General features: G+C 44.0%; 28 protein-coding genes. 16 read left to right on the forward strand and 12 right to left on the reverse strand.

Translation table 11 applies throughout. The annotated features are described in order from the left end of the window. Positions 1–12 precede the first annotated feature (12 nt). The gene (locus tag H4K34_RS09975; protein WP_210757275.1) at positions 13–1,026 is read left to right on the forward strand and encodes an NAD-dependent epimerase/dehydratase family protein; all 1,014 of its coding nucleotides are present in this window, start codon (positions 13–15) and stop codon (positions 1,024–1,026) included. On the opposite strand, the gene H4K34_RS09980 is transcribed toward H4K34_RS09975, so the two are convergent. The 5 genes from H4K34_RS09980 to H4K34_RS10000 all read right to left on the reverse strand — a co-directional run bounded on the left by H4K34_RS09980 (position 1,023) and on the right by H4K34_RS10000 (position 5,619). Further along, positions 1,023–1,418, reverse strand: coding sequence for a DUF4296 domain-containing protein (locus H4K34_RS09980; protein WP_210757276.1), 396 nt, complete (start codon positions 1,416–1,418; stop codon positions 1,023–1,025). The genes H4K34_RS09975 and H4K34_RS09980 overlap by 4 nt on opposite strands. After that, positions 1,408–2,748 carry a dihydroorotase gene (locus H4K34_RS09985; protein WP_210757277.1) on the reverse strand — a complete coding sequence of 447 codons (1,341 nt, stop codon included), beginning with the start codon at positions 2,746–2,748 and terminating at the stop codon, positions 1,408–1,410. The genes H4K34_RS09980 and H4K34_RS09985 overlap by 11 nt, the downstream gene beginning before the upstream one ends. A 10-nt stretch (positions 2,749–2,758) precedes the next feature. Further along, entirely contained in the window at positions 2,759–3,487 is a 729-nt protein-coding gene (locus H4K34_RS09990; RefSeq protein WP_210757278.1) for a polyprenol monophosphomannose synthase, read from the reverse strand. A gap of 189 nt (positions 3,488–3,676) precedes the next feature. Further along, complete coding sequence (locus H4K34_RS09995; RefSeq protein ID WP_210757279.1) at positions 3,677–4,705, reverse strand: alpha/beta fold hydrolase; 1,029 nt, start codon at positions 4,703–4,705, stop codon at positions 3,677–3,679. A 2-nt stretch (positions 4,706–4,707) separates the two neighbouring features. After that, positions 4,708–5,619 (reverse strand): hypothetical protein, encoded by a 912-nt coding sequence (locus tag H4K34_RS10000; protein WP_210757280.1) that lies wholly within the window; start codon positions 5,617–5,619, stop codon positions 4,708–4,710. 282 nt (positions 5,620–5,901) lie between these two features. Between H4K34_RS10000 and H4K34_RS10005 the strand changes: the two genes are divergently transcribed. The 3 genes from H4K34_RS10005 to H4K34_RS10015 all read left to right on the forward strand — a co-directional run bounded on the left by H4K34_RS10005 (position 5,902) and on the right by H4K34_RS10015 (position 7,781). Beyond that, on the forward strand, positions 5,902–6,426 hold the full coding sequence (locus H4K34_RS10005) for a hypothetical protein (protein ID WP_210757281.1): 525 nt from the start codon (positions 5,902–5,904) through the stop codon (positions 6,424–6,426). Positions 6,427–6,481: 55 nt separating this feature from the next. Continuing rightward, positions 6,482–7,030: a hypothetical protein gene (locus tag H4K34_RS10010; protein ID WP_210757282.1), complete on the forward strand. Its 549-nt coding sequence runs from the start codon at positions 6,482–6,484 to the stop codon at positions 7,028–7,030. A gap of 307 nt (positions 7,031–7,337) precedes the next feature. Continuing rightward, positions 7,338–7,781 (forward strand): hypothetical protein, encoded by a 444-nt coding sequence (locus tag H4K34_RS10015; RefSeq protein WP_210757283.1) that lies wholly within the window; start codon positions 7,338–7,340, stop codon positions 7,779–7,781. Positions 7,782–7,945: 164 nt separating this feature from the next. Here the strand turns inward: H4K34_RS10015 and H4K34_RS10020 are convergent, their stop codons facing one another. The 6 genes from H4K34_RS10020 to H4K34_RS10045 all read right to left on the reverse strand — a co-directional run bounded on the left by H4K34_RS10020 (position 7,946) and on the right by H4K34_RS10045 (position 13,684). After that, the gene (locus H4K34_RS10020; protein WP_210757284.1) at positions 7,946–8,212 is read right to left on the reverse strand and encodes a helix-turn-helix domain-containing protein; all 267 of its coding nucleotides are present in this window, start codon (positions 8,210–8,212) and stop codon (positions 7,946–7,948) included. Between the two features lie 226 nt (positions 8,213–8,438). Next, positions 8,439–9,203, reverse strand: coding sequence for a hypothetical protein (locus H4K34_RS10025; RefSeq protein ID WP_210757285.1), 765 nt, complete (start codon positions 9,201–9,203; stop codon positions 8,439–8,441). A 9-nt stretch (positions 9,204–9,212) separates the two neighbouring features. Beyond that, positions 9,213–10,106 carry an ATP-grasp domain-containing protein gene (locus H4K34_RS10030; RefSeq protein ID WP_210757286.1) on the reverse strand — a complete coding sequence of 298 codons (894 nt, stop codon included), beginning with the start codon at positions 10,104–10,106 and terminating at the stop codon, positions 9,213–9,215. 106 nt (positions 10,107–10,212) lie between these two features. Continuing rightward, positions 10,213–10,965 carry a succinate dehydrogenase/fumarate reductase iron-sulfur subunit gene (locus tag H4K34_RS10035; RefSeq protein WP_210757287.1) on the reverse strand — a complete coding sequence of 251 codons (753 nt, stop codon included), beginning with the start codon at positions 10,963–10,965 and terminating at the stop codon, positions 10,213–10,215. Positions 10,966–10,982: 17 nt separating this feature from the next. Then, complete coding sequence (locus tag H4K34_RS10040) at positions 10,983–12,983, reverse strand: fumarate reductase/succinate dehydrogenase flavoprotein subunit (RefSeq protein ID WP_210757288.1); 2,001 nt, start codon at positions 12,981–12,983, stop codon at positions 10,983–10,985. A gap of 11 nt (positions 12,984–12,994) precedes the next feature. Next, positions 12,995–13,684 carry a succinate dehydrogenase cytochrome b subunit gene (locus H4K34_RS10045; RefSeq protein WP_210757289.1) on the reverse strand — a complete coding sequence of 230 codons (690 nt, stop codon included), beginning with the start codon at positions 13,682–13,684 and terminating at the stop codon, positions 12,995–12,997. A 158-nt stretch (positions 13,685–13,842) separates the two neighbouring features. On the opposite strand from H4K34_RS10045, the gene H4K34_RS10050 reads away from it, so the two are divergent. The 3 genes from H4K34_RS10050 to H4K34_RS10060 all read left to right on the forward strand — a co-directional run bounded on the left by H4K34_RS10050 (position 13,843) and on the right by H4K34_RS10060 (position 17,162). Beyond that, on the forward strand, positions 13,843–15,132 hold the full coding sequence (locus H4K34_RS10050) for an aminopeptidase P N-terminal domain-containing protein (protein ID WP_210757290.1): 1,290 nt from the start codon (positions 13,843–13,845) through the stop codon (positions 15,130–15,132). Then, the gene (locus tag H4K34_RS10055) at positions 15,132–15,941 is read left to right on the forward strand and encodes an alpha/beta fold hydrolase (protein WP_210757291.1); all 810 of its coding nucleotides are present in this window, start codon (positions 15,132–15,134) and stop codon (positions 15,939–15,941) included. Before H4K34_RS10050 ends, H4K34_RS10055 begins: the two co-directional genes overlap by 1 nt. A 288-nt stretch (positions 15,942–16,229) precedes the next feature. Further along, a complete protein-coding gene (locus H4K34_RS10060; protein WP_210757292.1) occupies positions 16,230–17,162 on the forward strand; it encodes a hypothetical protein in 933 nt (310 codons plus the stop codon). Here the strand turns inward: H4K34_RS10060 and thiL are convergent, their stop codons facing one another. Further along, on the reverse strand, positions 17,163–18,212 hold the full coding sequence (gene thiL / locus H4K34_RS10065) for a thiamine-phosphate kinase (protein ID WP_210757293.1): 1,050 nt from the start codon (positions 18,210–18,212) through the stop codon (positions 17,163–17,165). A 129-nt stretch (positions 18,213–18,341) separates the two neighbouring features. On the opposite strand from thiL, the gene H4K34_RS10070 reads away from it, so the two are divergent. The 9 genes from H4K34_RS10070 to H4K34_RS10110 are packed head-to-tail and all read left to right on the forward strand — an operon-like array spanning position 18,342 to position 26,628. Next, entirely contained in the window at positions 18,342–18,671 is a 330-nt protein-coding gene (locus H4K34_RS10070; RefSeq protein WP_210757294.1) for a HesB/IscA family protein, read from the forward strand. Between the two features lie 20 nt (positions 18,672–18,691). After that, positions 18,692–20,134: a Fe-S cluster assembly protein SufB gene (sufB, locus tag H4K34_RS10075; RefSeq protein ID WP_210757295.1), complete on the forward strand. Its 1,443-nt coding sequence runs from the start codon at positions 18,692–18,694 to the stop codon at positions 20,132–20,134. Between the two features lie 19 nt (positions 20,135–20,153). Further along, a complete protein-coding gene (sufC, locus tag H4K34_RS10080; protein ID WP_210757296.1) occupies positions 20,154–20,909 on the forward strand; it encodes a Fe-S cluster assembly ATPase SufC in 756 nt (251 codons plus the stop codon). A gap of 12 nt (positions 20,910–20,921) precedes the next feature. Beyond that, on the forward strand, positions 20,922–22,241 hold the full coding sequence (gene sufD, locus H4K34_RS10085; protein WP_210757297.1) for a Fe-S cluster assembly protein SufD: 1,320 nt from the start codon (positions 20,922–20,924) through the stop codon (positions 22,239–22,241). Between the two features lie 10 nt (positions 22,242–22,251). Then, complete coding sequence (locus tag H4K34_RS10090; RefSeq protein ID WP_210757298.1) at positions 22,252–23,493, forward strand: aminotransferase class V-fold PLP-dependent enzyme; 1,242 nt, start codon at positions 22,252–22,254, stop codon at positions 23,491–23,493. Between the two features lie 3 nt (positions 23,494–23,496). Then, positions 23,497–24,414: a class I SAM-dependent methyltransferase gene (locus H4K34_RS10095; protein ID WP_210757299.1), complete on the forward strand. Its 918-nt coding sequence runs from the start codon at positions 23,497–23,499 to the stop codon at positions 24,412–24,414. Continuing rightward, positions 24,414–24,833 carry a SufE family protein gene (locus tag H4K34_RS10100; RefSeq protein WP_210757300.1) on the forward strand — a complete coding sequence of 140 codons (420 nt, stop codon included), beginning with the start codon at positions 24,414–24,416 and terminating at the stop codon, positions 24,831–24,833. Before H4K34_RS10095 ends, H4K34_RS10100 begins: the two co-directional genes overlap by 1 nt. 18 nt (positions 24,834–24,851) lie before the next feature. Then, entirely contained in the window at positions 24,852–25,172 is a 321-nt protein-coding gene (locus tag H4K34_RS10105; protein ID WP_210757301.1) for a DUF59 domain-containing protein, read from the forward strand. Position 25,173: 1 nt separating this feature from the next. Then, positions 25,174–26,628: a hydroxymethylglutaryl-CoA synthase family protein gene (locus tag H4K34_RS10110; RefSeq protein ID WP_210757302.1), complete on the forward strand. Its 1,455-nt coding sequence runs from the start codon at positions 25,174–25,176 to the stop codon at positions 26,626–26,628.

Consider the following 26,628-nt stretch of genomic DNA (forward strand, 5'->3'; position numbering starts at 1 on the left):
CGCAAAAAAAAGATGTTGCATACCGTAAGTGGCGCTACCGGATTAGTGGGTTCACATCTAGTGCACCGACTGCTCAAAGAAGGCAAGCAGGTGAGAGCCCTACATAGGGCTTCTTCAGATCGTAGCTTAGTGGAGCGCATCTTTGCCTATTATGGCGATAATCTTTCTGATTATCAGGCCAATTTAGAGTGGAAGGAAGCGGACCTTTTAGACATCATTGATGTAGATCAGGCCCTGGCAGGTAGTGCAGTATTTTACCACACGGCAGCAGTGGTATCCTTTGATCCACGGGACCAAAAGGCCCTAATAGAAGGAAACCGAAAAATCACCGCCCATGTGGTGAATGCCGCCTTGCAACATCAAGTTCCACGGTTTGTCCATGTAAGTAGTGTAGCGGCTTTGGGCCGGAAGCCCGATCAACATGAATTTGATGAAGAGAGCTATTGGGTAGAGAGTGATGAGAATTCTAACTATGCCAAGGGAAAGTATGCCGCCGAAATGGAGGTGTGGCGTGGTATTGAGGAGGGCTTGTCTGCCGCCATGGTAAATCCCTGCATCATATTGGGTCCCGGTACCTGGAATGATGGTTCTGCCGCAATTTTCAGGAATATCGCTGAGGGTTTTAAGTTTTATACCCAGGGTGTCAATGCTTATGTTGATGTTCGAGATGTGGTAGAAGCCCTTTGCATTTTAGCGGGCGGAGAGCAAAAGGAGCGCTATATCATTGCGGCAGAAAACCGAAGCTATCAATCCTTATTTAGCGAAATAGCGAAAGCTTTAAAAGTGGCTCCTCCCAGTCTTGAAGTAAAGCCCTGGCTGGCAGGAATTGCTTGGCGTTGGGAAGCCTTGAAAAGCAAAATAACCGGCTCTAAACCCCTAGTGACCAAGGAAACCGCTCGAACCGCACAAGGGAAATACTATTATAAGAATGATAAGGCCTGCCGTGATTTAGGCATGGAATTTCGAGATATAAATACCAGTATAGCCTTTATTGCAGAATGCTATCGAAAAGATTTCCCGGCTTAGGATTCTTCCTCTTCTTCAATCTCTTCATCTGCACCATTCGCCTGAACTTCGGAGCTTAATTTGGTGAGGTTTGTTAAAACCTCTTCATACATCAAGTCCATGCGCTCAGCATTGCGGCTGTAAAAACGAAAGGAGCTATCGTAAACCTCAGGGCTAATCTGATACTTATGCCAAAGCACTTCATAATGATCTTTGGCGCTAAGACTATCACCTAAAACTTTGGTGCCAATACGAGCGCCTTCTATGATATGTACATCGGTGAGAATTTTCACCATTTTATCCTCCGGGATGACCCAATCAGGAATTGCTTCCGATTTGGGAGGGGCATCGGGTCCACAGGCTTGTAAAAAGCTCAAGCCAATCAGGATGAGGATAATGCGTTTAACGATCAAATTCGAGGCGTTGTGCAGCTTTGGTTTCAAGTACCTTGCCATTTTCATAGACCAGGGCACCATTCACGAAAGTGTGGGAAACCCGTGCTCTAAACGTGGTGCCTTCAAATGGAGACCAGCCACATTTATAGAGGATGTTCTCTTTGGCCACGCGCCAGGGTCGGCTAGGATCCACAATGGTAATGTCGGCCCAATAGCCTTCACGTAAGAAGCCTCTCTCCTTGATATTAAAGATCTTGGCAGGATTGTGACAAGCCTTTTCTACCAATAACTCGATGGGTAGTTTTTCATCCCTTACAAATTCCATCATCGCCGGAAGGAAGTGCTGAACCAAAGGACCACCGCTGGGAGCAGAGGTATAGGGGTTATTCTTTTCCTCAAGGGTATGTGGAGCGTGATCGGTGGCTAAAACATCAATACGGCCATCGATAACCGCTTCTAAAATCGCATCGCGATCGGAAGCTTCTTTTACCGCTGGATTCCATTTTATATGACTGCCTTTTTGCTTGTAGTCTTCACGGCTAAACCATAGGTGATGCACGCAAGCTTCGGCGGTAATCAATTTATCTTCGAGGGGAACATCCTTTTCGAATAAATCACATTCGTCTGCAGTGCTAATGTGAAATACATGCAAACGGGTATTATGCTTTTTAGCCAGTTCTACGGCCATGCTGGAAGAGAGTAAGCAAGCCTCACGACTGCGGATATCCGGATGCATTTCCATTGGGATATCGTCGCCATATTCTTCCATGGCTTTGGCCAAATTGGTGCGGATGGTTTCTTCGTCTTCGCAGTGGGTAATTACCGGAACTGGCGATTCAGAAAAGATCAACTCCAGGGCCTTGCGATCGTCTACCAGCATATTGCCGGTACTGCTGCCCATAAATACTTTTACACCGGGTACTTTGGTGGGATCCAGTTTGCGGATCTCATCAATATTATCGTTGGCACCGCCAAGGTTAAAACCATAGTTGGCCCAGGACTTTTCAGCTGCCAGAGCGTATTTCTCCTCCAACTTCTCGATAGTCGTAGCCGCAGGTTTGGTATTGGGTTGCTCAATATAGGAAGTGATTCCTCCCGCCACAGCAGCACGGGATTCACTGTAAATGTCACCTTTGTGAGTTAAGCCTGGCTCGCGAAAATGTACCTGATCATCAATAATTCCGGGCAATACGAAAGATCCGGCTGCGTCGATAATGGTGGTGTCGCTGTCGCGCTGACTTAGGTTCTTATCAATCTTCACGATACGCCCCTCAGCAATGTAGAGGTCGCGTTCCTGAACTTCGCCTTCGTTTACGAGGCGTGCATTTTTAATCAGAAATTTTTTCATTGAAAAAATGCTATTGATGGCGTCTGAGTAGACTACGGAGTTTAAGTTTCAAGACCCCAAAGATAGCTTCGTTGATGATGCCTGTGCTCATCTTGGAGTTACCTAAGGTTCGGTCGGTAAAAATCACCGGAACTTCCTTGATTTTGAAGCCCAGCTTATAAGTGATGAATTTCATTTCAATCTGGAAGGCATAGCCCACAAATCGAATTTTAGCGAAATTGATTTTTTCGAGTACTTCCCGGCGGTAGCAAACAAAACCGGCAGTAGTGTCTTCAACGGGAATCCCTAAAATGATGCGTACATATCGAGATGCGAAGTAGCTAAGTAAAACTCGGCTCATAGGCCAGTTTACCACATTTACGCCTCTTACATAGCGAGAGCCTACCGACATATGATAGCCTTCTTCTTTGCAAGCTGCATAGAGTTTTTCGAGATCGTGAGGATCATGCGAAAAATCGGCATCCATCTCAAATACAAATTGATAAGGATGCTCCAGAGCCCATTTAAAACCAGCGATATAAGCAGTGCCTAAACCTTGTTTTCCCGCCCTTGGAAGGAGGAAAAGCTTATGCTCATATTCGCCTTGAAGGTGCTTAACAATTTCTTGAGTTCCATCCGGGCTATTATCATCTACAATCAAGACGTGGAAATCAGTGCGCAGACTGAATACCGTGCGGATAATTCGCTCGATGTTTTCCTTCTCGTTATAGGTTGGTATAATGACTAATGCCTCTGACAAGCCGAATGATTTAAGGAGGGCAAAAATAAGTATTAATGTTCTATCAACTGAGCCTTTAACGCATTATTAGGGGCCTTAGTCTTTGTGAAAGAAAAAGCACTCAGGCTCAAAGACTGCTGTAAGAGCGATGGCAAGGAATGTGCCCTAATACTAAGGGAATAGGCATCGCAAGCTTATTTGGATTGATTATCAATTATTCTGTAAAAGGAAGCTACGCGCATGTTGCCGGTACTTTTCAGCTTGACTAATTAATAGTGCATGCCCCGCATCATTAATAATCTCCAATCGTGAATTTTTAAAGAGCTCTAAATATTCATTGGTATAGCCCCATGCCTGATTATCACATTGCCCTCGGAGAATAAGGACCGGTAATTCTAATTCGCGAAGCAGCTGTCGTTGGTCTTCCACCGTATCGAAACTTTGAATCGTCATCAGGTGGCTATAGTAGCCGCTACCTCCTGGAAAGCTTTCTGCTTCGGAACCTTTACAAAATGTGGCTTTACTGAGTTCTTGATTGAGATAGGTGAAAAAAGCATCGACCTCCTCATCTGAAGCCAGTTTCGATTGAAAGCGATGCGCGTATTTTAAAATGAGGCGAGCGCGCCAATTGTAGCATTTGTTGATGGCTTGCCGATTGCTAAACTCGGGTGGGATTAATTGGAGGCTATCCGGAGGAATTTGTTCTGCCAATTCATGACGAATAGGAAGAATGGGGCCGGGGCCATCCAGAATCATGCTTTCCACTCGCTCTGGATAATCTTGTAAAAAGTTAATCGCTAATAAACAGCCCCAGGAATGAGCGGCCAGGATTACTTTTTCGGCTCCTATCTCATCAATAATAGCGTGGAGGTCCGCCTGATGTCTTTGTACACTGTACTCACTAATGTCCTCTAATCGGGCTGAATGCCCCGAACCAATTTGATCGTAGAAATAAAGCGTATGCCCTAGCTCAGTCAAGGGTTTTAGTGCGGTAATAGCTTCATCTTTAATTAAGCCTCCCGGGCCACCATGTAAATAAATGATAGGTGAATTTTGGATTTCACCACTGGCAGGAATTGTGTAATAAGCAATACGGGAACCGGTTTTAAGCTGCCAGAATTGTGTGCCAGTTCGCTCTTGGATGGCTGCTACATCATAGCTGCGGGGCCAGAGAAAAACGGCCATGATAAGCAGGAACGAGACCAGACCCAGGCTAAGGGTAATTCGTTTTAATCGCATTTTCAATAATAGCTGTAACTAAAAACGTAGCGATAAACTATCTCCGTGCCATCGAAAGTAAGGAGCTCGGATTTTTCCAGTTCATGGACAATTTCTTCCTCTCTAAACATATCCTGATGGTAATGTTTTAAACCCTTGAATATCTTGAAGCGTTCGAAGAAATTTTCACTTCGGAAGGGATCCCAAATCAAACCATTAAGCTCATTAATTACCATGCCGGTGCTGTCCACATCATAGGTCTCAATCTTGGCTTCCTCCGCTTCACCCTTTACATATTCGGAATAGATAAAACGCTGAGGCTTGCCTTGATCAGATATCCACTGATACGTACGTTGGGATTGAATTTCATCATTTTGATACCAGGTTTCACTGCGTAGATCCAGAAGCGTATCGTAGAGGTAGATCATTTTAGATTTATACTTGCCATAGCCACGGTACATAATGCTTTTGTACACGATGGAGTCCGGGCGGCTATAAAGTTCCGAGTTCAGAATACCTCGATCCCAGGAAGGGATATACCAATTGCCATCTTCCGTTTTAACTACCTCAGTCTTACTGATGATTTCCCCACTCATCCCAGTGCTTGAAACCTCTATTATTCTGCCCAGCGAATCATAAAGCAGCACCTCTTTTTTATAGTAAGAGCCATCTTCTTTGGGACCATGATATACGGAGTCGATTAATCCACGATCATTAAAAAAGTAAGTGATTAAAATGGCTTCCGAGCGTTGAAAGTCGGGATCTAAGGCCTCGGGCTTGCCCATTTTTTCCTGCCGCAAGGCAATCTTTTGCACCGAAATGGATTTGACTTTCGCGGCTGCCAATACCTGAGGCTGGGGAAGGAAATATTGGGCTTGAATGGCGTTAAAGGCCAGGAGGTAGAGCAAACAAAATAGGAAACGAAGCCGTGACATAAACTCATTGCATAAGTTTTTCAATATAGCGATAAAGACGCTCATGTTAGACCGGTTGAGTACATAGGAGTAATTATTAAAATCTAGAAATTTTAAATAAGGATTTAGTAACTGTTTGAGAGGAGTTGTTTGAAGATGAGGTTTTTAGTAGCTTTTCTATTTTGTTAATTTTCAAAGTTTCTGATTTTTTGAGGACGACTATTATTCTTCTTATTGTCTTCACGGGCTTTTTACTTAGAGCTTGAAACGGTGACATTAGATTAAATCAATAATGTTACTTCAATGAAAACTACCTTTAAGCTGTTCCTAGCAATTGCAGGCCTTGGTGCCATTGTAATTGTTGCTTGTGAGAAGTCTGCAATCTCAATGAATCAAGAGGCCTCAATCGATGAATCACTTTCTAAGGCTCCGGGAGAAGTGCCGAGTCCCCGTGAAAGAACTTTTATTTTCGGGACAAGATCAAAGCCATGCGATTGCGACGGTAATAATGATGGTAATGATGGTTGTGACGGTACTAGAGGTATTTGTATAATAATCCACTTTGGAATTGATGGAGGTAATCGTCCTCTTGGTGAGAATATTGGATTAGGCTCATTCACCTTTACGGATCCGGGAAAGGATATACGACTTTCTATTTTGGAGGATCAGAGTGTTATAAATCCATTGCTAGATACATTGTTTACAGTTCAGTCTGACATGCCCATTCCAGAAGCCATTATTGCTGGAGGTTACACTATTAAGCAAGGGGTTTATCCGATAGATTATTCCAGGAATCCTTTGGGTGAAGTGGTCCTGAAGTCAAAGTGAATTTAAATGAAAGCCTAGGAGCTAATTAATGTTTTTAGGGCTTTCAACTTTTGAAATGCGATTAGTGGTAAAGCTTGTTTTTTTAATGCTAACGGTAGCGGCCTGTGGCTTAATAATAATTGCTCCTGCTCGCAAAGAGAAGTATTTTGAAAATCATCATAGAATTCAAAGTGGTGAGGAGACCTTTTACCAGGAAATTAACCTTGCTGAAATGGAAAACTTTCTTCCTAGACAATCCTATGTAGTTACCTGGGCACCATGGTGTCCGCACAGCATTAGCCTTATTAGACAAATGAACCAGTTGTTAAGGGCGAATGAAAAGGATGATTTTATCTTGCTTTCAACCAGTTATGATTTGGAAGCAATTCAAAGGGTGACAAGAAATCAGGCCAATGTGAAGCCTTTCAGTAAATGGATTGCTGATGGTCGAAGCTTGGGGAACCAAGAAACGGACCGGATGAAAAACATCTCCCTAGGTCTAATTGATTCGGTGGTCACAAGGTCACCCGCTATTTATTTTAGGGATTCTATGGGGGTATATCAATTGGTAACAAGCACTCATTTTCTTAGAAGTTTGAGGGCTTCGGATGAATTCCCTGAATGAATTCATAAGGAGTATCCAGATTCTATTAAAGAGCAGCAATGTCAAATTCGAAGGAGAGAGATATTTGGATAAGTCGGTCCAGACTTAAGGGACATTTTCCTATTTCTATTTTGCGATAATTGTGTGGCTAAATATTAAGGTGAAATGTCTGGAATGCAGTACTTTATTGTTGTGTAGGGTTCATGCGCTGGAATTTAGTTTTGTTCAGTTTTGCTTTACCTTAGAGGATTGAGTATAGCAGACTTCTAACTACTAAAGTTCTTATTGGTGCTCGATCAAATCTTTTTAAACCTTAGCTATAATTATTATGAGAAAGTTTTTCTTGTTTATTGGCTTCAACCTATTTGCTTGTTTATTCTCAAATGCCCAAGAGCACTTGCTTAAAAAACAGAATTCCCCAAATGAGGATGTGATCGTTAATCAATCCGAGCCATTAATTGATAGCTTAACTGGTAAATGGTATTTAGATTCAGTATTTGAAGGAGGGGAAAGGGAGCCTTCAATACCCAAAGTAGCATCGGATAAAGACTGGCTTATTTTAAATCAAGATTTTTCATTCTCCTATTTCCATGCAGGGGAAGAGTATCGTGGTAATTGGACCTCGGAGAAAGATGTCTTAACATTAAGGGATATTGACGGGAAGGTCATTTTTCGTTATAGAGTGTATTTTAAAGGTAATAGCTTAATTGTTGGTTCAAGGATAAGACATAAGTCAAGAGGACCGGGTTCGTACTATGTGTTTTCAAAATAGGATAGTGCCTTACGTTCCATTTATTTTGGCAAGCAAAGGTAGATTCGCTTTGGCCAAACTCTCGGAGTAAAGGCTTAATACCATTTAAAAGAAAGAAGTACTAGTTGGTAAAATGAAACAAGCCTTTCTTTACGAAGTCAGTTTACAACCAAGGTTTCTTTTTCTTAGAAGTTTGAGGGCTTCGGATGAGTTCCCTGAATGAATTCATAAGGAGTATCCAGGTTCTTTAAAAGTGAAGAAATGTCAAATTCGAGGAATAGAGATATTCGAATAAGTCGGTCTAAGCTTAAGGGACATTTTCCTATTTCTATTTTGCGATAGGCGCTAGGGGAAATATTGAGGTGAAAAGCGACATCCGAAAGACTTAGGCCTCTGATAAGTCGCCAGGCTTTTATTCTAGCTAAAGCCTCCTTGGTAAATTGTTCCTCCATTATTATGATCTAATTAAGGGGGCAAAGAACCATTGATAGGCTTCCATCAAGATACAAAATGCAAACGGATCGAAGTATCAGGAATTAGCGGTCGCCTAATTAAAAGTAGACCGGGTTATTCATGACAAGCATTAGACATTCTTTTATTGACGATTATAGCCCCTAATATTAGTCGAAATTAGATCTAATTACATATTAATTTGAAGCCTAGATAACTGATATATAGCTAGCAACAACTAAAATAGACAACTACCTTTTTCAAATCTTTGGAGTAGGCAATTGCCATAATTCTTTCTTCGCCAATTAAGTATTTAAAGCCAGTGGCAGTGCTGTCCCTTGCGATTGACTCCCATTCATCTTGCACCGCAAAGTCTTCAATAAAGGAACTGGAATCATTTTGGGCGATGGCCGGAAATTCAAAGTTCTTATCGCTGAAGAATTCCGTAATTCTTTTTTGGATGTAAGCCTCTTCTTCGGCTTTGCTAGCATCGAGGAGGGCATAGCCTATAAAATCCCAGCCTCTGAATTCCTCTTGCCAAAGCAGTTCATTTTGAGCATTATGAATACTAAACTCCACTTGGGCCTCACGAAGGTTTTCACCTTTTAAGATTAATTGAAAATGATCTTTGGTTCTCTGACTGGAAAAGAAACGATCTATCTTGATTTCTTGTAATATGGGCTCAGGTAAAAGCTCTAAATATAGGGTGTCTGAATGCCCATTATAGATCCGCAGTTTTTCATCCTTAATGCGATCTCCAGAAAAGGCAAATTCTTTGAATTCGCAAAAACCGGAGATAGCTTCATATTTGAAATGCCCTTCAGAATCTGAACTTAGCCTGTCCTGCATTTCACCTTCCCCCACCGTGATTTGAATTCCTGATAGCGAAACGCCACTTTCCTTATCAACTAAGATTCCTTCGGATTGATAAACACAATCACAGGAGAATAAAAGCCAAATCGGAACTAGGGCGGTTAAGAGTTTAAATTTCATACGGTAGATTTAATTATCTAGTTTTTTAATAAGTGTCTTATAGAAGGCAGCAGGATCGGCGTCATCCGGAAGTCCGGATACCTGACCATCACCTAATTCCATGATAATCCACTGGCCGGCCTGACTTTTAGCGATATCCATACTAAAGAAATTGCTCTCAATAGATTGGGCCAATTCCTGTGCAAAATCTAAATTGACTAGCCTGTCTTCATAATCCCCTTCCTCCCAATAATTATAGCTTTGAATGGCTTCGTTTTTCAAAAAGAAGATTCGATATTCACGGCTAAGGGGCATTCCGCTTTTAGAGTGTTTAGCCAGAGCTTCCAAGTCAATAAACTCCCGAAAAACTAAGCCCTCATTCAAACTGTGGCCTCTTAATTCAAGAAAATTTGAAACTACTTCTTGGAGTTTTTCAAAATCGCTGGCATCTGGGATAAAGCAGGCTTCCAGCCAATGGTGCTTTTCTGATTTTACAAAGTCTTTGAGAATAATGGATTTCGAGCCAAAGGGCTTTACCGTTTCCCGGATGCTTTCCATATCAAGATCGCTGGTCCAATAGCTTTCCGGGCTATGGTCTTGGATATGTTTATAGGATTCAGGTAAATAATGGCAATGCTTGTACTGTTGGGGGCTATTTAATAAGCGAATGTTTTTATCCAATAAGCCTTCATATAAGTCTTGGTATTCGAAAGGCTTAAGCATCCAACCACGATAAAGTGCAATAGCTTCATTTGAAGCAGGCATGATCCTTTTTAGGGCTTTAAGAAGATTGCCCTCTTGTAGATCCTCAAAGCTGATAAGCAAGCATTCAAAGCCGGCTTCTTGAGCGGCAGACCACTCGGCTTCAAAATCAGGGTCGACCTGCTTGGGGTCTAAAAAGCTATTGCAGAAAATTATTTTCAAGGCTTTTTTTAAGGTCCTAATTTAATGGATGCCAAAAAGAAAACCCGACCAAAAGGCCGGGCTTCTCAAATCTATAGTCTAAATTCTATCGTCTAGAATCTAATTCCTACTTCGAGCTGGTTAAGCTTGCTCCCAGATACTCGCGGTTCATGCGGGCAATGTTTTCCAGGGAGATTTCTTTTGGACATTCTTCGGCGCAAGCCCCAACATTGGAGCAGTTACCAAAGCCTTCCAAATCCATTTGGTTTACCATGTGTAATACGCGATCCTTCGCTTCCACCTTACCTTGTGGTAAAAGGGCTAATTGCGAAACCTTAGCCGATACGAAAAGCATGGCCGAGGCATTTGGACAAGCGGCCACACAAGCACCACATCCAATACAGGTAGCTGCATTGAAGGCTTCATCGGCATCCGCCTTAGGTACTGGAATAGCGTTGGCATCCAAAGTATTTCCAGAGGTATTCACATTTACATAACCACCAGCTTCGATGATGCGGTCAAAAGCACCACGATCAACCGAAAGGTCTTTGATTACCGGGAAAGCACGGGCTCTCCAAGGCTCAATGAAAATGGTGTCACCATCTTTAAACTTACGCATGTGTAATTGGCAAGTAGTAGTGGCATTTTCGGGGCCATGAGGCTCACCATTAATATGAAGGGAACACATTCCGCAGATTCCCTCACGACAGTCGTGGTCGAATACTACGGGATCATCACCCTTATCGATCAACTCTTCATTCAGTTGATCCATCATTTCCAGGAAGGAGCTGTCGGCACTCACGTTTTTAATCGCGTAGTCCTTAAGTTCTCCTTTGCTATTTTGGTTGGCTTGACGCCAGATTTTTAATTTCAGATCCATGAGCAATGTTTTAATGATTACTTGTAACTACGGGTTTTCAATTCCACATTATCGAAGATCAGATCTTCTTTAACCAATTCGGCGTCCTTAGGTTCGCCATTGTATTTCCAGGCGGATACGAAGGCGAAATCATCATCGCGACGTAAGGCCTCACCTTCCTCGGTTTGGAATTCTTCGCGGAAGTGACCGCCACAAGATTCTTCACGAGTTAAGGCATCCATACACATCAGTTCACCTAATTCCATAAAGTCGGCTACCCGCATCGCTTTGTCCAGTTCTGGGTTCATTTCCATCGCTCCACCAGGAACGCGAACCTTTTGCCAGAACTCAGCACGTAAAGCTTGAATTTCGCTGATCGCTTCTTTCAAACCTTCCGCATTACGAGCCATACCACACTTGTTCCACATAATGTGACCCAATTTCTTGTGGTAATAGTCTACGCTATGCTCACCAGCGGTGTTCATCAATTTATCGATGGTTCCTTTTACTTCTGCTTCCGCCTGAGCGAAGGCTTCGTGATTGGTGTCAATAGCACCGGTACGAATTTCGTCGGCCAGGTAATCACCAATAGTGTAAGGAATCACGAAATAACCATCAGCCAAACCTTGCATCAGAGCAGATGCTCCCAAGCGGTTAGCACCGTGGTCGGAGAAGTTGGCTTCACCCAGAGCAAAGAGACCAGGTACGGAAGTCATTAAGTTATAATCTACCCAAATACCACCCATAGTATAGTGTACTGCTGGGTAAATCATCATTGGGGTTTCGTATGGATTGTCGTCTACAATCTTTTCGTACATCGCGAAGAGGTTACCATATTTGGCTTCCACTACTTCTTTACCCATTTTGCGAATTTCTTCCGAACTAGGGTTTTCGATGCCTTTAATATTGGCTTCGGTTTTACCGTAACGCTCAATCGCCGCAGCAAAATCGAGGTATACCGCTTCACCGGTAGCGTTCACACCATAACCTTCGTCGCAACGCTCTTTAGCTGCACGAGAGGCCACATCACGAGGTACCAGGTTACCGAAGGATGGATAACGACGCTCTAAATAGTAATCGCGTTTTTCTTCAGGAAGGTCGGTAGGCTTCAATTTACCCGCGCGAATTGCTTCGGCGTCCTTGATATCTTTAGGTACCCAAATACGACCATCATTACGAAGCGACTCACTCATCAGCGTAAGCTTAGACTGATGCTCGCCCGAAACTGGAATACAAGTAGGGTGAATTTGCGTAAAGCATGGGTTGGCGAAATGTGCGCCTTTACGGTGTGCCTTCCAGGCCGCAGAACCATTAGATCCCATGGCATTGGTAGAAAGGAAGAATACGTTTCCGTAACCTCCAGAGGCTAATACTACCGCGTGGGCACCATGACGTTGAATTTCGCCGGTTACCAGGTTACGGGCAATGATACCGCGTGCTTTGCCGTCGACCATTACGATCTCCAACATTTCGTGGCGGTTGTACATCTTTACTTTACCCTTGGAGATTTGGCGGCTCAGGGCCGAATAAGCTCCTAAAAGCAATTGTTGACCAGTTTGACCTTTCGCATAGAAGGTACGGCTTACTTGCACCCCACCGAAAGAACGGTTATCGAGGTTGCCACCGTAATCACGGGCGAAAGGAACACCCTGAGCAACGGCCTGGTCAATGATATTTGCTGATACTTCCGCTAAGCGGTAAACATTGGCCTCACGAGAGCGGTAGTCGCCCCCTTTAATGGTATCGTAGAAAAGACGGTAAACAGAGTCACCATCATTCTGGTAGTTTTTGGCAGCATTGATACCCCCTTGTGCAGCAATAGAGTGGGCACGACGAGGAGAATCCTGGAAGCAAAATGCTTTTACATTGTAGCCCATCTCTGCTAAAGAAGCAGCGGCAGAGCTACCAGCCAATCCCGTTCCAACAACAATAACATCGATATTCCTTTTGTTGGCAGGGTTTACCAATCGAATATTGGCTTTGTGGTTTTGCCACTTCTTTTCGAGTGGCCCCTCTGGAATTTTCGAATCTAAGATCATGGAGATTGCGTTTAGTTTTTAGCCATTAAAATGAATACCGGAATGATCGCGTACAATAGTGGAACGATCACTGAGAAAGCGTAGCCCAGTTTTTTAATGGCTGGGGTATAGCGTTTGTGGTTGAGGCCAAAGGTTTGGAAGGCGCTCGCGAAACCGTGCCATAGGTGGAAGGCTATGGCCGCCATAGAGAGAACATATAAAAGAACCATAATCATTCCGGCGCTGCCATCCTGATAGGTTTTAATTACCACTGCTGCCAGGTTTTTGTTGCCCTGAGAGTCGGTGCCAATTTCACCCCAGTGCATCACGTACCAGAATTGGCTCATGTGCAATACGATGAATACTAAAATAATGGTGCCTAATAGACCCATATTACGAGAAGCCCAAATCGAATTGCGGTTGGGTTTCCAACTGCGGTAGCGCTCGGGGCGAGCTTTACGATTTTGCATCGCCAGGTAAATACCATCTACCGCGTGAAACAAAATGCTGAAGTATAGCAAGTAACTCACGATCTTAATCAAAGGGAAAGTCGTCATGAATTTTGCATACGCGTTGAACTTTTCCTGACCTTCAACGCTGAGGTCCAGTAGTTGCAGGTTACCCAGGAGGTGGACGATCAAGAAGCTTATTAAGAACAGCCCGGTGAGCGACATCCAGTATTTCTTTGCGATGGATGAACCTAAAATCCCTGATTTTGCCATAGTTAGTATTAGCCGATTGTGTTTAGGCAAATTTAAGAAGCGAGGCCGATTCACCAATAAGGGTCTTTATTTAGAATGATTAAACAAAAGGCCTTCTTTTGAGGCTCTTTAAGCCGTTGCTTAATTTCTAACTTTGCGGAAATCTCAAAAAAATATACATGCGTTACGATCCCATTGACCCGCAACTGTTTATCAGCAATCGAAAACGCTTTATTGAGCATTTACCGGCGGGGGCACTCGCGGTTTTTAATGCCAACGATATTATGCCTACCAATGCTGATGGCACCTTACCCTTAGTTCAAAATCGTGATCTCTTCTATCTCAGCGGGGTAGACCAAGAAGAAACGATCTTGGTATTATTTCCAGATGCCTATAATCCGGCTCATCGAGAAATTCTATTTGTAGTAGAAACAAATGAACATCTGGCCCGATGGGAAGGCGCCAAGCTTACTCAGGATCAGGCCACTGAGCAAACCGGTATTCAAACGGTATTCTGGTTAAGCGATTTCGAAAAGATCTTTAAAGACTTGATGTCGCAAGCCAAAACGGTATTCCTAAATAGCAATGAGCATTTACGCGCCAGTAGTCCGGTAGAAACCCGCGACCAACGTTTCCGCAAATGGATTATGGAGCAGTATCCTATGCATCACTACGATCGCAGTGCTCCAATTATGCATCGTCTGCGCGCCATTAAATCACCTATTGAGGTAGAGATTATGCGCAAAGCATCGGCCATTAATACCAAGGCCTTTAATCGCGTATTGAAGTTCTTAAAGCCTGGGGTGATGGAATACGAATTGGAGGCAGAGTTTATCCATGAGTACAAGCGCAATGGTTCTCCCGACTTTAGTTATACACCCATTATTGCATCCGGTGCTAGCGCTTGCGTTTTGCATTATATCGAGAATGATAAGGAGTGTAAGGATGGCGACCTTGTTTTATTCGATTGCGGAAACTGGTATGCTAATTATGCTAGCGATGTTACCCGTTGTTTTCCGGTAAACGGTCGTTTTAGCGATCGCCAAAAGCAAGTATATAATGCTGTTTTACGGGTGATGAAGGCTTCCATGGAATTACTGCGTCCCGGAAATCAATTGCATGAATACCACAAGGAGGTAGGCGAATTAATGACTAAGGAACTCTTAGACCTTAAATTAATTGACGCCATTGATGTGAAAAATCAAGATCCAAACTGGCCTGCTTATAAGAAGTACTTTATGCATGGCACTTCACATTATATCGGTTTAGACGTGCATGATGTGGGTCTTTGGACTGAGAAAATGGAGGCGGGCAATGTCTTTACCTGCGAGCCTGGTATCTATATTCCTGAAGAAGGAATTGGTATTCGTATCGAAGATGATATTGTGATCGGAGAAAAGGAAAACATCAATCTTACTGCCGGTATTCCTAAGGAGGTAGAGGAGATTGAAGAAATGATGAATAGCTAATGCACACCTTTGAGTTCCACTATAAAGGAGCTCGCTTTGTAGCTGAAGAAGAGGGTAGAGGGCCGGCAGTGATATTCTTGCATGGCTTCCTCGAAAGTCGCAATATGTGGAAGACTTTGTGGCCGCAACTCCCCAAAACCATCCGCAAGATTAGCTTGGACTTACCCGGACATGGCGACTCTGAAAATCTGGGCTATATCCATAGCATGGAGGAGATGGCCGAAGTGGTGATGGCCCTTGTGCATCGCCTTTCGCTGCGCAAGGTTTTTCTGGTGGGGCATTCTATGGGAGGTTATGTGGCCTTGGCTTTCGCCGATAGGTATCCCGATAATATCCGAGGCATGGTTCTGATGAACTCCAATAGTCGAGCAGATTCGGAGGAGAAAAAGCTGAATCGCGATCGGGCTATCGCCTTGGTAAAGCAAGATCCACAAGCTTATATCCGCACCGCTGTGCCCATGCTCTTTAGTGAAGACAATCGCAAAAGTCTGCGCAAGGAGATAAATGCCGCGAAGAAGGATGCTTTGCGTACCTCGGCACAAGGCGTGGTGGCGGCCTTGGAAGGAATGAAAATTCGCGACGACCGAGAAGCTATTCTGGCCTTTGCGCCCTATCCGATTTTATTTGTGGCCTCTCGCAAGGATCCTGCATTGGATTTTGAAATGCTAGAAGAGCAATTGGAGCATCATGCGGTACAAGGCTTGATTTTGGAAGAAGGTCATATGTCGCATTTCGAAGAGCCGGAAAAGCTTATTTCCGCCTTTAAACACTTTTTTAAAGAACCAGTAAAAAAGCCCTTACTGCGATAGTAAGGGCTTTTTAGTTTTTGGCGAAGCGATCACCAGATTGCTTTTTTCATTGGTAAATATCCCTCCGATTCAGCAAAATTGTACTTATAGTTCAATTCCTAAGACTCTTGAATTTTCAATTTTCAATTTTTGAATCATTTCTAAGAGGCTTGGAATAAGGGCTTTCGGCCTTGATTCTTTGGTCTAAGCTTTTATATTTGTTCAAGGTACCCCCATAATCGGATCGCTTTCTGGCAGCTTCTGCCTGTGGAGTGAAAATTAAAAAGCAGGAACTGTAAAATGGGGGGTATGAAATTTCAAAGCGAGGTAATGGACGCCTTGCGCAAGGGTATCGGTCAGGATGATACCGTCATCAAATGGATCCAAGACATTTTAGATGTCGATTACAGCACGGCCCGTCGAAAAATGATAGGCGAAACCAAATTGAGTTTGGAGCAATTTGGGCAGATCATTTACAATTATCCCCACATATTGGAACTGGCTTTTAAGAGCATATTGCGTCCCAATACCTTTATTACACACTATAGTAGTTTTCGCAGCCGTCAAGAATTGGAAACCTATTTGAAGGGGATTATCAAACGATTTGAAGCTGCGTTGAAACACAATAGTGTTTTGAAATATGTGGCTAGGGACCTGCCCTTATTTTTCTTTTTGGCCGACCGGCGTTTGGCGGAATTTAAGATCTCCCTTTGGACCAACCAACTTAAAGGTGGAGGGGTACAAAGGCTCAATATCGAGACTTATACCCTGTGCTGGGAGGTCTTTCGCTTGTATCAGCATTTAAGCAGCGTGGAGATTTGGAATCGCAATGTGCTGGAAAATCAATTCCAAATGATTGAATGGTATTGCAGTCTCAATAGTATCGATCAGTATTACCGGCGCGATATCTATGAAATTATGGAAGCTAAGCTCCTCGACTATAAAGATTGGAGCATCAAAGGGCAAAAATCCAATGGAGGTAAGATCGATTTACTCTTTACAGATTTCCTCACCATGAATAATGGGGGAATGCTGGAATCGCCTAACCTTCGGCTTTTGATGACTGCCTTGAGTAATGCCAATTTCGTCACCTTTCGGGATGCCGGTTTATGCGCCCACTTTAATGATGAATTTGAACTGCATCAATCCTATGCCACTTCCGTAACCTGCTGTAACGAGCTGGAAAGGGAGCGGATTTTTAATGGAATGTTGGCCTATCTCCGTGAACGGAGGGGAGACTGATTAATCCTGATCTTGTTGCAGGGCGTTCCAACCCTGTGCTTGTAGGGGAACTTCAGCGCCATCGCGGGCTACCAAGCTAGTGCCGGCGGCCTTTTCGCACATGTGGCCAATTACCGTAAGGTGCGGATTGCCTTTAATTTTATCGTGATCTTCCAAAGGAATGGTGAAGAGCAATTCATAATCTTCACCGCCATTAAGAGCAATGGTAGTAGAGCTGATTTTAAACTCTTCACAAAGTTTCAAGATTACCGGGTCTACCGGAATTTTCTCTTCGTAAATACGCACCCCTAAATCCGATGCCTTGCAAAGGTGCAGCGCTTCGGAACTGAGGCCGTCGCTGATGTCGATCATAGAAGTAGGCTGGACTCCTAGTTTCTCCAATAATTCAGGAATGTCTTTGCGTGCCTCAGGCTTTAATTGCCTTTCAATTGGGTAACTGTACTCGCTAAGATCGGGCTGCGCATCAGGATTGGATTTGAACACAGTTTTCTCTCTTTCCAAAACCTGAAGACCCATATAAGCGCCACCCAAATCACCACTTACTACCAGTAGATCATTTTCTTTGGCACCGCTGCGTTCGATTACCTTGTTTTCATCTACTTCACCAATGGCGGTAATGCTCAGAATTAAACCGGAATAAGAAGAGGTGGTATCGCCACCAATTAAATCCACTTCAAAAATTTCGCAGGCATGGCGAATGCCCTCATATATTTTGTCCAAATATTCAATGCCAAAGCGATTGCTTACCGCAATGTTCACGGTAATTTGAGTAGGACGTGCGTTCATGGCGTAGATATCCGAAAGATTTACTGCCACTGCTTTATAGCCTAAATGCTGAGGTGGAATATAGCTGAGGTCGAAGTGAACACCTTCAACCAGCATATCGGTAGAAACAACTGTTCTCCCACTTAAAAATTCGAGGATGGCAGCATCGTCACCAATCCCTTTGATAGTGGAGCTTTGCTTGATCGGGAAATCACGGGTTAATCGTTCAATTAAACCGAATTCACCCAAATTGCTGAGACTTGAAAATTGTTCTTCTTGTTCCATGCGGCAAAAGTACAATTGTTTTCGGCCCTAAATGTCTTCGATATTTTCGATGAATCATTGCTTAGGCTTTTCCTCAAGCCGCGACTAATCCTTACCTTTGCATTAATTTTGACTAATTCTAAATAGCTCATGATCAAAGTGTCAGATACAGCAAAGCAGCGTATAAGCGGCTTAATGGGGGAGAGCGGAAAGAGCCTGGAAGATACCTACGTTCGAGTAGGGGTGAGCAGCGGAGGTTGCAGTGGCTTGTCGTATAAGCTGGATTTCGATCAAGAAATGAAGGAAAGTGATAAACTTTTCGAAGATCAAGGCGTAAAGATTTTGGTAGATAAAAAGAGTTTTCTCTACTTGGTGGGAACCACCCTCGAGTATAGTGGGGGGCTTAATGGAAAAGGGTTTTCGTTTAACAATCCCAATGCATCTCGTACCTGTGGATGCGGTGAAAGTTTTGCGGTTTAAAACAGGCTGAAAACCAGAAGATGAAGACAGAAGAAAGTTATTTGGAAGAGGTTACGGCCTCGGAATACAAATACGGTTTTTATACCAATATTGAAGCGGATAAGGTGCCACCGGGTTTAAGCGAGGAAGTGATTCGTATTATTTCCGCTAAAAAGCAGGAGCCTGAATGGATGACGGAATGGCGCTTGGATGCCTATCGGAAATTTTTAAAAATGACCGAGCCCAAATGGCCCAATGTTACCTATCCGGAACCCGACCTGCAAGCCATTTCCTATTATTCAGCGCCCAAGAAAAGGAAGGAATTGGAGAGCCTCGATGAGGTGGATCCCGAATTATTGAAAACCTTCGAAAAGCTGGGTATCTCCCTCGAGGAGCAAAAGCGTTTGAGTGGGGTAGCCATGGATGTGGTAGTAGATTCCGTATCGGTGAAAACCACCTTCAAAGAGAAATTAGCTGAATTGGGCATCATCTTTTGCTCCATGTCGGATGCCATTCAGGAACACCCTGAATTGGTGCAAAAATATTTGGGTACTGTGGTGCCTAAGTCCGATAACTACTATGCCGCTTTAAACTCGGCAGTGTTTACCGATGGTTCTTTCTGCTACATTCCAAAAGGGGTGCGTTGCCCTATGGAGTTGAGTACCTATTTCCGTATTAACGAAGCGGGTACCGGACAGTTTGAACGTACCTTGGTTATTGCCGATGAAAGCAGTTATGTGAGTTACCTCGAAGGTTGTACCGCTCCCATGCGTGATGAAAATCAATTGCATGCCGCAGTGGTAGAATTGGTAGCACTGGACAATGCAGAGATTAAATACTCTACCGTTCAAAACTGGTACCCTGGAAATAAAGAAGGGAAAGGCGGGATTTACAATTTCGTGACCAAAAGAGGTATGTGCGAGCGCAATGCCAAAATCTCCTGGACTCAGGTGGAAACTGGATCTGCAGTAACCTGGAAATATCCTTCTTGCATTTTGAAAGGGGAAAATTCAGTGGGTGAATTCTATTCAGTAGCCGTTACCAATAATTACCAGCAGGCCGATACCGGAACTAAGATGATTCACTTGGGTAAGAATACCAAGAGTACTATTATTTCCAAAGGTATCTGCGCCGGACATTCCAATGGTAGCTACCGTGGATTGGTGCGTATCGGCTCGCGGGCCGAAAATGCCCGGAACTTTTCGCAGTGCGATTCCCTCCTAATGGGTAATGGCTGCGGATCACACACCTTCCCATATATCGAAACCCAAAATAAGTCGGCCAAAGTAGAGCACGAGGCCACCACTTCGAAGATTGGGGAAGATCAAATCTTTTATTGTAACCAACGTGGTATAGGCGAGGAAGAAGCTATTGCCCTGATTGTAAATGGCTACTGTAAAGACGTCTTAAATCAATTGCCGATGGAGTTTGCGGTGGAAGCACAGAAGTTGCTGGCCATTAGCTTAGAAGGATCGGTAGGATAATATTTTTGAATAAATCAGCATGTTAAAGATCAATAACCTTCAGGCCGGAATTGAAGGCAAGGAAATATTAAAAGGCATCGACCTTGGGGTGAAAGCCGGAGAGGTACACGCCATCATGGGACCTAATGGTTCAGGGAAAAGTACCCTCTCTTCGGTAATCGCCGGACGTGAGGACTATGAAGTGAGCGGCGGAAGCATCGATTTCGAAGGCGAGGACCTACTCGATTTAGGTGCCGATGAAAGAGCCCACAAAGGTATTTTCCTTTCTTTCCAGTATCCGGTAGAAATCCCTGGGGTTACCGTAACGAACTTTATTAAAACCGCCATCAACGAAAGTCGCAAGGCCCGAGGTGAAGAGCCCATGCCCGCCAATGTGATGTTGAAGAAAATGCGCGAGAAAATGGCTTTGCTCGAAATCGACAATGCCTTTTTAAGTCGCAGCCTTAACGAAGGTTTCTCCGGTGGTGAAAAGAAACGTAATGAGATCTTCCAAATGGCCATGTTGGAGCCCAAATTGGCGATCTTGGATGAGACCGACTCCGGTTTGGATATTGATGCCCTGCGCATTGTGGCCAATGGAGTGAACAAGCTGAAGAGTAAGGATAATGCGGTGATCGTAATTACCCACTACCAACGCTTGCTCGATTACATTGTACCCGATTATGTTCATGTATTGCACAAGGGTAAGATTGTGAAAAGCGGCGATAAGAGCCTGGCCCTCGAATTGGAAGCCAAGGGTTACGATTGGTTGAAAGAAGGAGCGGTTGAAGCTTAAAAAGGAAAAGACGTGGAAGCATTAAAAGACAAACTCGAGTCCTCCTTCCTGGTCTTTGAGAACGAACTCAACGGCGAGGGAGAAGGACCCATTCATACGCGTCGGCGCGAAGCCTTCGAACGCTTTGTGAAATCCGGCTTTCCTACCAAGCGTGATGAGGAGTGGAAATACACCAATCTGAAGCCAGTATTGAAACCTGATTTTCGCGTTTTTGTGAACGATGAAAATACGGTTGACTTCAGCAGCATCAAGCGCTTTTTCCTTAATGATGTAGATACCTATAAATTGGTTTTCATTGATGGATACTACAGCTCCTGGTTAAGTGAAACTACCCATCAGGGTTTCGACATCTGTACCTTCAGCAATATGCTTACGAAGTACAAAGATGTGGCGGAGCAATACTTTGGGAAGGCCTTACCCGAGAATGAAGCGATGGCCTCGGTAAATACTGCCTTTGCTCGCGAAGGTGCCTTCATCCGCATTAAGCGCAATGTAACGGTAGATAAGCCGGTTGAAATTATCTTCATTACTACCGATCATGGGGTGGCCACTTTGGCTCAACCTCGCAATTTGGTGGTGGTAGAAGAGAATGCTGAAATTACCATTCTAGAGCGTCATCAAAGCTTGAGCGAACAGCCGGTCTTAACCAATACGGCTACCGAAATTTTCGCTTTGCGCGATTCTCGCCTCAACTATTATAAGATTCAGAATGATGCGAAGACTGCATCACTGATCGATAGCACTGCGGTGCGTCAATACCGCGGTAGTAATGTTACCATGGGTACCTATTCTTTCGGGAATAAGTTTATCCGTAACAATTTGAATTTCTTCCTCGAAGAAGAGCATACCGAAAGCCATATGGATGGCATTACCGTAATTGATGAAGGTCAAACGGTAGATCATCATACCCTGGCCGATCATAAAGTGCCCAATTGCTATTCTGACGAATTGTATAAAGGTATTTATGATGAAAATGCCCATGGAGTATTTAATGGTAAGGTGATGGTGCATCCACATGCCCAAAAAACCAATGCATTTCAGCAGAATAACAATATTCTGCTTACCGATAAAGCTTCTATCGATACCAAGCCTCAGCTGGAAATCTTTGCCGATGATGTGCAATGTTCACACGGCTGTACTATCGGTCAGTTAGACGAAGAAGCTATGTTCTATTTACGTTCACGCGGAATTCCTGAAAAAGAGGCCAAAGCACTATTGCTTTATGCCTTCGCGAATGATGGTCTGCGTAATGTGAAAATCCCGGCACTGCGGAAGAAGTTAAACCGTCAGATTGCCAAGAAATTGAACGTAAACCTCGATTTCGAACTATAAGCACCCCGATATGATCAGCAATCCAGTGGCTCATTTTCCAATTGAAAAGATCAGGGCGGACTTTCCGATTCTTGATCAGGAGGTAAATGGCCGGCCTCTGGTGTATTTTGATAATGCGGCAAGCACTCAAAAGCCTCGTCAGGTTATTGAAGCCATTGATCAGTATTACTCTACCATCAATAGCAATGTGCATCGCGGGGTCCATCATTTAAGTCAAAAGGCCACCGATGCTTTCGAGGCCTCTCGTGAAATAGTACGTGCCCACCTAAATGCTGCCCATAGCTATGAGGTGCTCTTTACCAAGGGTACTACTGATAGCATCAATTTGGTAGCTTCTTCCTTATCCCAAGGCTTAATTAAAGCTGGAGATGAAATTCTGGTTTCCCATCTGGAGCATCATAGTAATATCGTTCCCTGGCAAATGCTTTGTGAGCGCACGGGTGCCCAATTGAAGGTGATCCCTATGAATGAAAAGGGAGAGCTTGTGATGGAAGACTACCGTCAACTTTTGAATGAACGCACCCGATTGGTGGCGGTGAATCATATCTCCAATGCTTTGGGAACTATCAACCCCATTGCCGAAATGACTCGCCTGGCTCATGAGGCGGGTGCTTGGATTTTGGTAGATGGCGCTCAGGCGGTACCGCATATGAAGGTAGATGTTCAAAGTTTGGATGTTGATTTCTATTGCTTCAGCGGCCATAAATTATTTGGTCCTACCGGAATTGGTGTGCTCTATGGCAAGGAAGCTATTTTGGAAGAAATGCCACCCTATCAAGGGGGAGGCGAGATGATTGCCGAAGTAACTTTTGCGAAAACCACCTATGCCGGTTTGCCTCACAAATTCGAAGCGGGAACTCCGCATATCGAAGGGGGAATCGTATTGGGAACCGCCATCGACTATGTGAATGAGATTGGCCTGGATGCCATTGGAGCCTATGAGCAAGAGCTTTTGCAATATGGTACTCAGCTCTTGAAGGAACGCTTTCCTGATCTCCGCATTTTTGGGGAGGCAGAGGAAAAGACATCTGTTATCTCCTTTTTATTAGGATCAATTCACCCGTACGATACCGGGGTGATCCTCGATAAATTGGGAGTTGCCGTTCGTACCGGCCACCACTGTACTCAACCGATTATGCAGCATTTTGGCATTCCCGGAACCATCCGCGCCAGTTTTGCTTTTTACAATACTAAAGCCGAGATCGATCGCCTGGCTGATGCTCTCGAAAAAGCCCAAGCAATGCTTTCCTAGCCTATGAAAAAGTGGGTCCTTAAAGCGCTAATCCAGAAGTTTATTTCCTTTTTACCGGGTAGCCACCGCATTAATTTTTGGTTTCAGAAATACATCACCAAAGGGGTGCATTTAAGTGATTCCTATTTTTCGGATAAGCTGATGCATGCAGAAGACCATCTGCGCTTTTACACTAAGAATCACTCTTTAGCAGGCATCCGCACTTTGGAATTAGGTACGGGATGGTATCCGGTTGTGCCCATCAGTCTTTATTTGGCGGGTGCCGAATCGGTAAGTACCATCGACCTGAGTCGCTTAATGAATCAAGAAGCATTGGTCGCTACCGTGCAGAAATTTCAAGCCTGGCTCAAGGAAGACAAACTCAAGCAGTTTAAAGACTTTTGGCGTGAAGATCGTCTGCAGCAATTAATGATTCTGGAAGCGGATAAACTGGATTTCGAAAGTTTGCTTTTGGCTTTTAATCTGGATTACCGGGTGGGTGATGCCCGCCATTTGACGGATGCTGATGCGAGTTTTGACCTCATTCACTCCAACAATGTATTTGAGCACATTTACCCTCAAATCCTAAAGGAGATATTGATGGAGTTTAAAAGGGTTTTAAAGCCTCAGGGGCTGATGAGTCATTTTATAGATATGTCGGATCATTTCGCGCATCTCGACTCCAGCATTAATATCTACAATTTCCTCCGTTTTAGTGAATCGGCCTGGCAGACTATCGACAATAGCGTGCAGCCTCAAAACCGCTTGCGATTAAGTGATTACGAAGCGATGTACGCCGATTTGGATTTGCCAATTTTAGATAAGAAAGTTCGTCCAGGTGAACCTGATAAGTTGGAAGGGATGAAATTGGCAGCTCCCTATAAGGGGCGCCCCACAGAAGATTTAGCGATTAGTCACGCTCATTTAATAAACAGCCTTTAATGCAAAGTATTAAAGAAGTACAGGAAGATATTATCGCTGAGTTCCAGATGTTCGACGACTGGATGCAGCGTTATGAATACCTCATTGATTTAGGGAAATCTTTACCCTTGGTTGATGAACAATATAAGGTGGAGGACAATATTATTAAAGGATGCCAGAGTCAGGTTTGGCTTCATGCCGAAGGCGATAAAAGCCAGGTAAATTTTACGGCCGACTCAGATGCCATTCTCACCAAAGGCTTAATAGCTTTATTGGTGCGTGTGTTTGATGGCCAGCCGGCCGAAGATATTTCAGGTGCCGATTTGTACTTCTTGGATCAAATCGGATTGAAAGAGCATCTTAGTCCAACTCGGGCTAATGGCTTGCTCAGTATGGTAAAACAAATGAAGTTTTATGCCCTGGCCCTCCAAGCCAGATAGGACCAAAAAAAGAGAAGGATGAACGATGCGGAAATGCAAAAAACGGGCGACGATATAGTAGATGTACTACGCTCCATTTTTGATCCGGAAATTCCGGTAGACATTTATGAACTGGGTCTGATCTACGATGTTCAGGTAAGTTCGGAGGGAGATGTGAAAATCCTTATGACCTTAACCTCACCCAATTGCCCGGTGGCCGAAAGCTTACCCGAAGAAGTAAAACAGAAGGTGGGCACTATTGCCGAGGTAAAAGACGTTGAGGTAGAAATCACTTTTGATCCTCCTTGGAGTAAGGAGATGATGAGTGAGGAAGCAATGTTGGAACTGGGATTTTTATAAAATGACAAAAACAGGGATTGATGCGATACACTATTATGTGCCTTCATTGGTGCTTCCCATATCAGCTTTAGCTGAAGCTCGGGGAATAGAGTACGCAAAACTGAACAAGGGATTGGGCCTCGAGGGAATGGCTCTTTGTGATGCGGATGAAGATGTAGCTACCATGGCTGCAGAAGCCGCAATTAATTTGATCGAAGAACAAGGTCTCAAGCCTCAGGAAATTGACCGTATCTATTTGGGTACGGAATCAGCTTTGGATGCGGCGAAGCCTACTGCAGCCTATATTCTCGGTATTATTGAGGATCGCTTACAAAGCGAATACGGCGAGCGTTGTCTCCAGAATTGTGATGTAATTGACATGACCTTCGCCTGCATTGGTGGGGTGGATGCCTTGCTTAATTCAGCGGACTATATTCGATTACGTCCTCAAAGCAAAGCCATTGTTATTGCTGCCGATAAGGCTCAATATGATTTAGCCTCCACTGGTGAATACACCCAGGGAGCAGGTGCCGTGGCCATGTTAATTAGCGCCAATCCGCGCCTTTTAAGCCTCGAGCCCGAATTTGGGGTGGCTACTAAAAGCGAATACGATTTCTTTAAACCTCGTCGGCTTTTCGCTAAATCAGATTTACTGCAAGCCGCTGCTCAATTATTGGGAAGCCCCATTAAGGAAGAAGATATTTCGGCTTTATTAGCCAGTGCAGATGATGCTTTTTGGGGCAGCGATAAAAAGGAGATTGAGCTCTTTAAAGAGGAGCCGGTTTTTGACGGGCCCTACTCGAATGATTGCTATAAAGCTCGCACCTCAGAAGCCCTCAAGCATTTAGAACAACAACGACCAGAGCTTTCCATTTTAAAAGATTGGGATTATACGGTTTTCCATTTGCCTTATGCCTTTCAGGCGCGTAGGATGTTTACTGAAATGTGGTTGGATCGACTGCCTTCCAGCGAATTGGCATCTTTGGTTGCTGAGCTGGGACAAGCTTCAGGCGAAAGCCCTGATTGGGATCACGCTTTTGTGAAGGCAGTTTCTAAATCAGAAGCTTATCGCCAATTTGTAGCGACTAAAATTGCCCCGGGCGAAAGAGCTTCTTCGCAGATTGGTAATATGTATACGGCCTCCCTATTTATGAGCTTCCTTTCCATTTTGGAAAGCGCTCGTGAAGCGAATGAAAATTTAGCTGGCAAACAAATGGGATTCATGGCTTATGGCAGTGGATCCAAGTCCAAAGTTTTCTTTGGTAACCTTGAGGCCCAATGGAAAGAAGCTTTACCTAAGGGTGCCTTATTTAGTCGCTTGGCCCAACGCCAAACTATAGATTTTAAAACTTATGAAGCCTTGCATAAAGGCGAATTAAAAGAAGCCGTGCAGACTCGCAATGGAAGTGTGTTCCAAGCCTTGGCTCAAGAACCTAATCGCGAAGGTTACCGCTATTACGCACAGGCTTCAAAATAG

The organism is Croceimicrobium hydrocarbonivorans, from assembly GCF_014524565.1.
GTDB lineage: Bacteria > Bacteroidota > Bacteroidia > Flavobacteriales > Schleiferiaceae > Croceimicrobium > Croceimicrobium hydrocarbonivorans.